This is a genomic window from Mesorhizobium sp. M7A.F.Ca.US.002.01.1.1, assembly GCF_004022955.1.
In the GTDB taxonomy this organism is placed as follows: Bacteria; Pseudomonadota; Alphaproteobacteria; order Rhizobiales; family Rhizobiaceae; genus Mesorhizobium; species Mesorhizobium ciceri.
Window position 1 is genome coordinate 1 of the sequence record NZ_RZQE01000194.1, and the last position, 10,506, is coordinate 10,506.

The 10,506-nt window shown below is 62.6% G+C and carries 13 protein-coding genes; 9 read left to right on the plus strand and 4 right to left on the minus strand.

Going from position 1 to position 10,506, the window contains the following annotated elements; all coding sequences use genetic code 11:
• Window positions 1–18: 18 nt before the first annotated feature.
• The 3 genes from EN932_RS19140 to EN932_RS19150 all read right to left on the minus strand — a co-directional run bounded on the left by EN932_RS19140 (window position 19) and on the right by EN932_RS19150 (window position 2,972).
• Window positions 19–396: an ester cyclase gene (locus tag EN932_RS19140; RefSeq protein ID WP_024501791.1), complete on the minus strand. Its 378-nt coding sequence runs from the start codon at window positions 394–396 to the stop codon at window positions 19–21.
• Window positions 397–505: 109 nt separating this feature from the next.
• Entirely contained in the window at window positions 506–1,951 is a 1,446-nt protein-coding gene (locus tag EN932_RS19145) for a PAS domain S-box protein (protein ID WP_013530540.1), read from the minus strand.
• 121 nt (window positions 1,952–2,072) lie between these two features.
• Window positions 2,073–2,972 carry a LysR family transcriptional regulator gene (locus tag EN932_RS19150; RefSeq protein ID WP_128368978.1) on the minus strand — a complete coding sequence of 300 codons (900 nt, stop codon included), beginning with the start codon at window positions 2,970–2,972 and terminating at the stop codon, window positions 2,073–2,075.
• A 151-nt stretch (window positions 2,973–3,123) separates the two neighbouring features.
• Between EN932_RS19150 and EN932_RS19155 the strand changes: the two genes are divergently transcribed.
• Window positions 3,124–3,519, plus strand: a complete 396-nt coding sequence (locus tag EN932_RS19155) for a cupin domain-containing protein (protein ID WP_127368569.1) — start codon at window positions 3,124–3,126, stop codon at window positions 3,517–3,519.
• Between the two features lie 391 nt (window positions 3,520–3,910).
• Here the strand turns inward: EN932_RS19155 and EN932_RS19165 are convergent, their stop codons facing one another.
• The gene (locus EN932_RS19165) at window positions 3,911–4,501 is read right to left on the minus strand and encodes a cation diffusion facilitator family transporter (RefSeq protein ID WP_127368568.1); all 591 of its coding nucleotides are present in this window, start codon (window positions 4,499–4,501) and stop codon (window positions 3,911–3,913) included.
• 317 nt (window positions 4,502–4,818) lie between these two features.
• Here EN932_RS19165 and EN932_RS19170 point away from each other — a divergent pair, with 317 nt between their 5' ends.
• The 8 genes from EN932_RS19170 to arsC all read left to right on the plus strand — a co-directional run.
• Window positions 4,819–5,298 (plus strand): GNAT family N-acetyltransferase, encoded by a 480-nt coding sequence (locus EN932_RS19170; RefSeq protein ID WP_024501788.1) that lies wholly within the window; start codon window positions 4,819–4,821, stop codon window positions 5,296–5,298.
• Window positions 5,299–5,313: 15 nt separating this feature from the next.
• Window positions 5,314–5,697, plus strand: coding sequence for an ACT domain-containing protein (locus tag EN932_RS19175; RefSeq protein ID WP_063172670.1), 384 nt, complete (start codon window positions 5,314–5,316; stop codon window positions 5,695–5,697).
• 160 nt (window positions 5,698–5,857) lie between these two features.
• Window positions 5,858–7,291, plus strand: a complete 1,434-nt coding sequence (locus EN932_RS19180) for an aldehyde dehydrogenase family protein (protein ID WP_127368567.1) — start codon at window positions 5,858–5,860, stop codon at window positions 7,289–7,291.
• Window positions 7,292–7,434: 143 nt separating this feature from the next.
• Window positions 7,435–7,857 carry an MbcA/ParS/Xre antitoxin family protein gene (locus EN932_RS19185; protein ID WP_013530547.1) on the plus strand — a complete coding sequence of 141 codons (423 nt, stop codon included), beginning with the start codon at window positions 7,435–7,437 and terminating at the stop codon, window positions 7,855–7,857.
• Entirely contained in the window at window positions 7,851–8,549 is a 699-nt protein-coding gene (locus EN932_RS19190) for an RES family NAD+ phosphorylase (RefSeq protein ID WP_127384948.1), read from the plus strand. The genes EN932_RS19185 and EN932_RS19190 overlap by 7 nt, the downstream gene beginning before the upstream one ends.
• A 72-nt stretch (window positions 8,550–8,621) precedes the next feature.
• Window positions 8,622–8,954, plus strand: a complete 333-nt coding sequence (locus EN932_RS19195) for a metalloregulator ArsR/SmtB family transcription factor (protein ID WP_013530549.1) — start codon at window positions 8,622–8,624, stop codon at window positions 8,952–8,954.
• A 92-nt stretch (window positions 8,955–9,046) separates the two neighbouring features.
• On the plus strand, window positions 9,047–10,111 hold the full coding sequence (gene arsB / locus EN932_RS19200) for an ACR3 family arsenite efflux transporter (RefSeq protein ID WP_164753639.1): 1,065 nt from the start codon (window positions 9,047–9,049) through the stop codon (window positions 10,109–10,111).
• Window positions 10,108–10,506, plus strand: a 399-nt coding sequence (gene arsC, locus EN932_RS19205; protein WP_128368979.1) for an arsenate reductase (glutaredoxin), incomplete at its 3' end; no start/stop codon positions are given. The genes arsB and arsC, both read left to right, overlap by 4 nt.

Genomic DNA, 10,506 nt, shown 5'->3' on the forward strand with positions numbered 1-10,506 from the left:
CTTTCTGGGCGACCTGGATTAAAGCTGCGCCTCGATCGCGGCCTTGTCGATTACCGACCAGACGTTCCTGATCCGGTCGTCGAGGAATTCATAGAAGACGTTCTCGCTGAAGGACACCTTCCTGCCGTTTATAGGGAGCCCGAAGAAGGTTCCCTTCGGCGTGCAGTTGAACTGAAGCCGGCTGGCTAGGAACGGCGGTTCGGCGATCAGCAACTGGATATCGAAATAGAGGTCTGGGATTTCCCGAAAATCGCGCTCCAGCATGTCCTGGTAACCCGACAGTCCGACGCGGTCGCCATTGTAGTGCACCTCGTCATGAACGAAGCGATGCAGCTTCTGCCAGTCCTGATTGTTGAGGCAGGCGATGTAGCCTCGATAGAGGTCGGTCACGGTCACGGCGATGGCTCCGGTGCTGATGCCCGCCATATTGCGACAGGGCTGAAGGCCAGGACGTACAATAAAAGCAACACATAGCGGGCCGTAGTCCTGTTGCCAGTGCCCAAGTTCAGGGAACAATTCCGAATTCGTGTCCGCTCATCACCTGGTCCAATGCACGCTGATCAACGTGCTCGCTGTCAACCGAAGCCTCAAGTTGGGTCAACGGTGCTTGCAGCGTCCAGGTGACACCGTGGCTATCATGCTCGAGAACACCGGTGCCGCTCACCGCGGCTGGAGCGACGCGCCGCAGCACCACGCTGCCGAAACCACCATGGCCGATCGTCTGTACTTCAGGACCATCTCTCTCTTTCCAGATCAGCTGGAACTGTTTCTGGCCGACCAGTCCGGTTACCTTCCATTGCACCGTTATCGTTCCCTCTGCGGCCGAAAGGACGCCGTATTTAGCGGAATTGGTCGCGAGTTCATGAAACGCTATGCCGAGGTACTGGACGGCATTGGGGCTCAGCGTCAGGGAAGGGCCCGACATTGAGATCCGCTCCTCGTTGCCGAACGGTTTGGCCTGCGCAAGCAGCAGTTCGAAGATCGTGGCGCCCTTCCAGTCGCCGGAAACCAGAAGGTCATGCGAGAGCGACAACGCCATGATGCGCTCGCGCACCTGACGTTCGAACTGGGCCGGCGTCGATGACCGCTTGCTGGTCTCCCGGATCATCGAGATGATGACGGAATACTGGTTCTTCACCCGGTGGTTGACCTCGCGCATCAGCATGCGGATGCGATATTCGTTCTCCTTGGCTACTGATATGTCGCGGGCGATCTTCGAGGCGCCGACGATCTGCCCGACGGCGTTGCGCACCGGCGAGATTGTCAGGGATACGGGCACAAGGCTGCCGTCCTTGCGGCGGCGGATGGTTTCGTAGGTCTCGACCTGCTCGCCTTTGCGGATGCGCTCCAATATGCGCGGCTCTTCGTCCAAATGGTCGTCCGGTATCAGCATAGTTACCGACCTTCCGATTGCTTCGTCGGCGGTGTAACCGAACAGACGTTGGGCGGCTGAGTTCCAGCTCCTGATGACTCCGTTCAAATCCTTGCTGACGATGGCATCGAAGGAAGACTCCACGATGGCTGACAGATGATGCCTGGCCTCGTCGGCATGATGGCGGTCAGTGAGATCGAACAGCATATTGACGGCGCCGACCAGTCTGCCCTGCTCGTCATGAAGCGGTGTGGGATAGGGAAGGAACGGCACACGCGTGCCGTCCGGGCGTTGGGAGATAGCCGACTGGTTTCTGACCGGCCGGTTCTCCTTTAGCGCGACAGCCATCGGGCATTGGTCATGCGGCAACACTTCACCGTCGGTCGTGAACAGCTTGTGCGTCACACACCATTGGTCTTTTCCGAGCTCGGGTTCGCGCCCAGCGAAATCTGCCGCGGCCCGATTGAAATAGGTGATCTTGCCTTCGGTGTCGGTGGTGTAGATTGCTACGGGAAGATTATCGAGGATTTGGTGGGGCAGATCAAAGGTCGAGCTCGAGGTTTTCGTCACTTGCGCCACGTATAGGAGTTCCAGTTAACCGCAGTGAACGCGGTGCCGCGGAAATGGTTCCGCGACCATTTCCGGGGATAGTCACCGCAGGCGGCGGCGAGTCAAAGCCGGGTGGAAGCTGCTCACCGATTTACACCTTGCCCCGGTAGCGCAGCGCGTCGACCAGCAGCGAGAAGGCCGGTGTGGGTTGCCGGCGGCTGGGGTAATAGAGATGGTAGCCGGGGAAGGGCCCGCACCAGTCGGCGAGCACACGCACCAGCCGGCCGTTGGCCAGATGGGCCGTCACCTGCTCCTCAGGCAGATAGGCAAGGCCGAGGCCGGCGAGCACCGCGTTCATGCGCAGAGCGGCCGTGTTGAACACAAGCTGGCCTTCGACCCGAACCTTCAGCTCGCGTCCGGCCTTCTCGAACTCCCAGGCATAGAGCCCGCCATAGGTGGGCAGCCGCAGATTGATGCAATTGTGGGTGGTCAGGTCCTGCGGCGTGCGCGGCTTTGGTCGGGTAGCGAAATAGGCTGGCGAGCCGACCACCGCCATGCGCATGTCGGGGCCGATGCGCACCGCGATCATGTCGCGCGCCACCTGTTCGCCCAGCCGCACGCCGGCGTCGAAGCGCTCGGCGACGATGTCGGTCAGTCCATAGTCGACGATGATCTCGACCTTGATGTCGGGATAGTCGGGCAGCAGCGGGGCGATCGCCGGCCACAGGACCGCATCGGCGGCGTGCTCACCGGCGGTGATGCGGATGGTGCCGGCGGGTTTTTCCCGCAATGCGCTCAAGGCAATGAGCTCGGTCTCGATCTCGTCCAGCCGCGGCCCGACGGTGCGAAGCAGCCGCTCCCCGGCTTCGGTGGGCGACACGCTGCGCGTGGTGCGGGTCAGGAGCCGTACACCCAGCCGCTCCTCCAGCGCCCGCACCGTGTGGCTGAGCGCCGATTGGGAAACCCCGAGCTTGGCCGCCGCCCTGGTGAAGCTTTCCTCGCGCGCCACAGCGAGGAAGGCGGTTAGCTCATTCAGGTTGTCACGTGGCATTCATGAGCCCCCTTCATAAGATCATGCTGGATATAGCACCTAATCGGCACCAATCGCAGACCCTAGATAGGCGTTATCACACCGGGCACCTCCGGCCGTCTTTAAAGCCGGGCGGGTCGTGTCATGGCTGTTGCCAGGAAGGGACAAAACCATGGACATCACGCGAAACGGCTCTCAAGCCTCGGCCAAGGGACCGGCCGACTATTTCACCGGTGCGGTGCGCATCGACGCGCCGTTCAAGGGCAGCGAGCCCGCCCGGGTCGGCGGCGCCACCGTGACTTTCGAGCCCGGCGCGCGCACCGCCTGGCACACGCATCCGCTCGGCCAGACGCTGATCGTCCTCTCGGGCGCCGGCCTGGCGCAGCGCGAGGGCGGCCCGATCGAATCGATCCAGCCCGGCGACATCGTCTGGTTCGCGCCCGGAGAGAAGCATTGGCATGGCGCCGCGCCGACCACGGCGATGAGCCACATCGCTATCGCCGAAGCGCTCGACGGCAAGGTCGTCGACTGGTTGGAGCATGTCAGCGACGAACAATACGGGATTTGACCAGGTATCGGCGCGTGGCGCCGAGTTCAACGCCCGAACTCTACGAAGGAGACCACCATGACCGATGTTCCAAGGCTGAAAAGCCCATTCTCCGATATCGCTCCCGCGCTTGGCAGATACAGCCCTGGATCGTTCCGATCCCCGGCACCACCAAGCTCAATCGCCTCGAAGAGAACATCGGATCGGTCACTGTCGCGCTGACGGCGAACTGCCGACATCGAGAACGCGGTCTCGGCGATCGCCGTACAGGGAGCGCGCTATTCTCCGCAACAGGAAGCAAGGATCGATCGCTAGAGCCAGGCGCAGGCTGAGGGCACTCGACGACCGGGTAGCCATTCCGGCCGACGGCGCAGGAGTTGAGGGGATCGTGCGCGGATCGGGTGGCAGCGTTTCAGTTTGAAATTTGGCCTTCTGCGAACTCGCGTCTTGCGGCCGTGAAAACCTCGCGGGCAGCATCCGCATTCATGATGGCGATTGCCAGCCCAATGACAATATCTGGCCAAGCCGAATTCCACACAAATGCCGTGACCAGGCCGGCGGCAATGATTGCCACATTGGCCAGGACGTCGTTGCGCGCCGACAGGAAGGCGGCGCGGGTGAGGCTGCCGCTGTGATGGCGATAGCGAGCGAGCATGAGCGCGCACGACAGGTTGACGAGCATCGCGCCAGCCGCCGTGAGCGTTAGCGGAACGGGAGCTGGCGGAATTGGAATGTTGAATTTCTCCCAGGCTGTCCAAAGGGTCGCCAATGCGGGGATCAGAAGTATCCCGGCCAGCGCCATTCCGAGCCGCGCTCGATTGCGGACGGTCCAGCCCAACGCGACCATGATCAGGAGATTGACGGATGCGTCCTCCAGAAAATCGATGCTGTCCGCGAACAGCGATACCGATCCGATCCAAACGGCTACGGCAAATTCGATCCCGAAATAGGCCAGGTTCAGGATGGCCACCATCCGCACCGCTTTGTTCAGCGTCCCGGTCATAGTTTGCCCATCGATCAGCTGCCGTTGGCACAAAGCATATAGCGATTCTATGCCCTGCGGGCGCGAGGACCAGAACCTTGTCGCCGATGCGAGACACTGTCGATCGAGCGGTCGCCTTGACATCGCCGCGCTTCCTGTTCCAACTTGGCGCCATGTTCGTTTTCGCGCCTGCCAACACCAAGCGACGTCGCCCTGCACAGTGCGGAGCGGCAAGCTGACTGCGCGACGACAAAGACCGGCAGGATAGACCCGGTTCTTTCGTTTCCAGCCCCGCCCGCGAAACCGCCGGCGGGATTTTTCATGTCTGGAGCAGTTTGATGACCAACAATTCTTCCATCCGGCTTCGGCCGGCCGCGCCCGCTGACGCCGCCGCGATCCGGGATATCGTGCGCGCCGCCTATGCCAAATGGGTAGCGGTGATCGGCCGCGAGCCTCTGCCGATGCGCGCCGACTACGAGAAGGCTGTTGCCGAGCATCCGTTCGATCTCGCCGTCGAGGATGATCGGATCGTGGGAATGATTGAAACCATGCTGGCCGAGGATCACCTGTGGATCGAGAATGTCTGTGTCGCACCGGATGCGCAGGGCAGGGGGATTGGCCGGCTGTTGCTGGAGTGGGCCGAGCGCAAGGCGATCGAGTCGGGCCGCGACGAGCTTCGCCTGCTGACCAATGGCGCGTTCGAGGCGAACGTATCGCTCTACAAGAGGCAGGGCTATATCGTGGATCGGGACGAGCCGTTCATGGGCGGCATGACGGTCTATATGAGCAAGAGGCTAGCGGGATCACCGGCGATCTGAGGAAGGATTTCGATAATGGCTGCCAAGGTCAGGCTTAAGCAACTCCCGGGGTCTTACGCGGTTTCCCGGCTGGCGGCGGGCGAAACCATTCCCGGTTGGGCGGACGGACCAGGCTTCGTCAGCATCACAAGGACCGACGACGAGCTTTCGATCGTTTGCCTGCAGGACCGCGTGCCGCATGCCGTCAAGCAGGATATCGACTGGGTGGCCTTCAAGCTCCTGGGCCCGTTCGCCTTCGACGAAACCGGTATCGTGCTGTCGGTCATCAGGCCGTTGTCGGAAAACGGGTTGGGCATCTTCGTGGTGTCCACTTTCGATGGCGACCATCTCCTGGTGAAAGCCACGGATCAGGCCGCGGCGAGGCGGTTTCTGGTCGAGGCCGGGCATACCTTGCTGTAGTCCATCCTCACCAAGCCGGTTGCTGCCCAACCGCTCTGGCTCAATCACTGCCGCACTGGCTCAACCACTTCGGGGGTTGTGTTTGACAGCGGCGTTTGTGCATCGTTATCTCCAGCCAGATATGACGGCCCGGCGCGACCATGCGGCCAAGGAGAAAACCATGTCACACAATCTGCAGTTCTACATCGATGGCGCGTGGGTCGATCCTGTTGTGCCCAACCCATTGGACGTCATCGATCCCTCGAATGAGGACGCTTTTGCGCAGATTTCGCTCGGCTCCAGGGCCGATGTCGACAAGGCGGTGGCTGCCGCCAAGCGCGCCTTCAACGGCTTTGGTTTCACCGAAGTTAGCGAGCGGCTCGACCTGTTGAATCGCATCATCGCGGTCTACAAGAAGCGCAGTAGCGATCTTGCGGTTGCCGTGTCGCGCGAGATGGGCGCGCCGCGCCAGATGGCGTTGGACAGCCAGGTCGGCATTGGGCTGGCGCATCTGACCAAAATGGCCGAGACGCTGAAGGCTTTCGAATTCCGCCACGTGAAGGGCAATCATCTCGTGGTCAAGGAGCCGATCGGTGTCGTCGGGCTGATCACGCCGTGGAACTGGCCGCTCAACCAGATCACCTGCAAGGTGGGTCCGGCGCTCGCCGCCGGCTGCACCATGGTGCTCAAGCCATCCGAGATCGCGCCGCTCGACGCCATCATCTTCGCCGAGATCCTCGACGAGGCCGGCGTGCCGAAGGGCGTCTTCAACCTCGTCAATGGCGACGGACCGGGCGTCGGCCAGGCGTTGTCCAGCCATCCTGACATCGACATGATGTCGTTCACCGGTTCGACCCGCGCCGGCATCCTGGTGGCCAAGGCCGCCGCCGACACGGTCAAGCGCGTGCATCAGGAGCTTGGTGGCAAGTCGGCCAACATTCTGTTCCCCGACGTCGACCTCGCAAGCGCGGTCAGCAAGGGCGTGGCCGGTTGCTTCAGCAACAGCGGCCAGTCCTGCAACGCGCCAACGCGCATGTTCGTGCCGCGCGAGCGCCATGACGAGGCGGCCCGCTATGCCAAGGTTGCGGCGGAAAAATTCACCGTCGGTCCGGCCGACGCTGCCGGCACCAAGCTCGGCCCGGTCGTCAGCCAGGTTCAGTTCGACAAGATCCAGGACCTGATCCAGGCCGGCATCGACGAGGGTGCGACGTTGGTCGCCGGCGGCCCCGGCCGTCCGGCCGAACTCAACCGCGGCTACTATGTCAGGCCGACAGTGTTCGCCGACGTTACCCACGACATGCGCATCGCGCGCGAGGAGATCTTTGGGCCGGTACTGGCGATCATGCCCTATGACAGCGTCGACGAGGTGGTCGAGACCGCCAACGACACCGTCTATGGCCTCGCCTCCTACATCCAGGCCAAGGACATGAAGAAGGCGCGCGAAGTCGCGGCGCGCATGCGCACCGGCAATGTCTACATCAACTATCCCCAGTGGGACGCCGGCCTGCCGTTCGGCGGCTACAAGCAGTCGGGCAATGGCCGCGAATATGCCGAATACGGACTTGAGGATTTCCTCGAGATCAAGGGCATCGCGGGATATGAGGCGGCTGAGTAGGCACCGTACAGTGTGATGCAATAAAGGGCGCGGCCTGCGGTGTGGCCGCGCCTTTTCATTTTGCAGCCAAGCCTTGCCATCTCCGCATTCTTGCCAATTGGCAAATACATGCTATATATCTGCCAATCAGCAAGGTGAACGCAATGCAGCTTCAATCCATCGTCACCACGCCGGCCACGTTCGGAGCCGCTATCTCGGATGAAGAAGCGGGCGCGCTGGCGCGCACCACGGTCAATCTGTTCAAGGCCTGGAACCTCACCGACCTGGAGGCCTGCATCCTGCTTGGCGGTATGTCGGCGCGCACCTGGGCACGCTGGAAGACTGGGGCGAAGGAAGGTGGCATCGGCAGGATCGACCGCGACCTGCGCACCCGCATGGCGCATCTGATGGGCATACACAAGGGCCTGCGCTACCTCTTCACGGAACCGGCGCGCGGCTATGCCTGGATCCGCAAGCCCAATGCCACCTTTGGCGGCCAGTCGGCGCTCGACCTGATGCTGCGCGGCGAAATCTCCGATCTCTCGGCGATGCGCGAATGGCTCGATGCGGAGCGTGGTGCATGGTGAGTGGGCTTGCGGTCCGTCGCCGCGTCGACTGGCACCAGACCTTCCGCATCATCCGTTCCATCCACCCACCGATCGACCTGTTCGAAGACATTGCCGACCCGCGCGACTGGGAGGCGCTGGCCGCCGTCGAGGCGAAGACAAACCCACGCATAAGGTTCGAGATTGGCGATCTCGGCAAGGTTTCGGCCGCAAGGCGGGTTTCCGGCCCCGGCGCCAGTTTCGTGATGGCGCCCTTCGTGCATTGCTCGACGCTCAGACCAGGCCGCTTCTCGGATGGCAGCTACGGGATCTATTATGCCGGCGACAGCGAGGACGTCGCGCTTGCCGAGACCATCCACCACCATCAGAAATTCATGCGCGCCACAGACGAAGGGCCGGGCTGGACGGCGGATTTCCGCGTGCTGATCGGCAACGTCGACCGCGATCTCGATGACGTCAACGCCGTGCCCGGCGTGCTCGACCCGGACGACTATTCCGCCTCGCAGGCGGAAGGGCGGGCGCTGCGGGCAGCAGGCAGCGACGGGCTGGTGTGGAACAGCGTGCGCATGCCGGGCGGCGGCTGCATCGGCATCTTCTGGCCCGACGTCATTGCCGTTCCAGTGCAGGGCCGCCACTACAGCTACCACTGGGATGGTGCCCGGGTGGACTTCGTGCGCCAGCACGATACGGGAAAGGTGCTGGCCGTCACGTGATGGTGGGCGGACCCTTTACGGATCGTGGGGGAGTCGGTATTCACGAATCCATAAATCCAAGGATTCGGATATATGAATAGGAAGGGTACTTTGAACGCGCTGGCCGCACTTGGCCAGGAGACGCGGCTGGATGTCTTCCGGCTGCTCGTGCGTGCCGGCCCGGAAGGCATTCCAGCCGGCGAGATCGCAACGAGGCTGGACACGGTCCAGAACACCATGTCGGCGCATCTGAAGGTGCTCGCCCATGCCGGGCTGATCCGTCCCGAACGCGACGGAAGGACCGTGCGCTATGTCGCCGACATGACCGGCTTGCGCGACCTGCTGGCCTATCTGATGGAAGATTGCTGCAATGGCGCGCCGGAGCTCTGCCGCCCGGTCATCAATGCCGTGACCTGTGACTGCTGAGGGGCTTGTGACTGTCCGCCGCGCGCCGTTCGAACAAGGAAGCCATCATGACCGATCATGCTCTGAACACAGCTGAGGCGGTGCGGCCCGGCATCGGCTTCGTCGAGAAATATCTGACGGTGTGGGTGGCACTGTGCATCGTCGCGGGCATCGCGCTTGGCCATCTGCTGCCGGGCGTGTTCGGCGCCATCGCGTCGGCCGAGATCGCCAGGGTCAACATTCCTGTCGCCGTGCTGATCTGGCTGATGATCGTGCCGATGCTCTTGCGCGTCGATTTCGCCTCGCTGGCCAAGGTCGGCACCTATTGGCGCGGCATCGGCGTGACGCTGTTCATCAACTGGGCGGTGAAGCCGTTCTCGATGGCGCTGCTGGGCTGGCTGTTCATCGGCTGGTTGTTCCGGCCGTGGCTGCCCGCCGTGCGGATCGATTCCTACATTGCCGGGCTGATCATCCTTGCCGCGGCGCCCTGCACGGCGATGGTTTTCGTCTGGTCGAACCTGACGCGCGGCGAGCCGAATTTCACGCTGTCGCAGGTGGCGCTCAACGACGCTATCATGATCGTTGCTTTCGCGCCAATCGTCGGCCTGCTGCTCGGCCTGTCGGCGATCACCGTGCCATGGGGCACGCTGATGCTGTCGGTCGCACTCTACATCGTCGCGCCGGTGATCGTCGCGCAGTTGGTTCGTGGCCGGCTGCTGGCAGCGAGGGGACAGGCCGGGCTTGAGGCCCTGCTTGCCACGCTGCAGCCTCTGTCGCTGGTTGCCTTGCTGGCGACGTTGGTGCTGCTGTTCGGCTTCCAGGGCGAGCAGATCATTGCGCAGCCGTTGGTGATCGTGCTGCTGGCAGTGCCGATCCTGATCCAGGTCTACTTCAACTCCGGTCTTGCCTATCTGCTCAACCGCCTCAGCGGCGAACGGCACTGCGTGGCTGGACCATCGGCGCTGATCGGCGCGTCGAACTTCTTCGAGCTGGCGGTGGCCGCCGCGATCGCGCTGTTCGGGCTGAATTCTGGCGCGGCCCTTGCCACTGTGGTCGGGGTGCTCATCGAGGTTCCGGTCATGCTGTCGGTGGTGTGGATCGTGAACCGCAGCAAGGGCTGGTACGAGATGGGCGGCGCCGTCCGGAATACCATGTCGGCTGAGAGGACCCCGAAATGACCATCACCATCTACCACAATCCCAGTTGCGGCACGTCGCGCAACACGTTGGCCATGATCCGCCAGTCGGGTGAGGAGCCGGAGGTGATCGAATATCTGAAGACGCCGCCATCGCGCGAAAGGTTGGTCGACCTGATCGCGGCGATGGGCATCACACCGCGCGACCTGCTGCGCGAGAAGGGCACACCCTATGCCGAACTCGGCCTTGCCGACCCGAAATGGTCCGACCAGCAGATCCTCGATTTCATGCTGGCACATCCGATCCTGATCAACCGGCCGATCGTGGTCAGTCCGCTCGGCGTCGTGCTGGCGCGGCCGTCGGAAAAGGTGCTGGACATTCTGCCCAATCCGGACATCGGCACGTTCACCAAGGAGGATGGCGAGGTGGTCATTTAC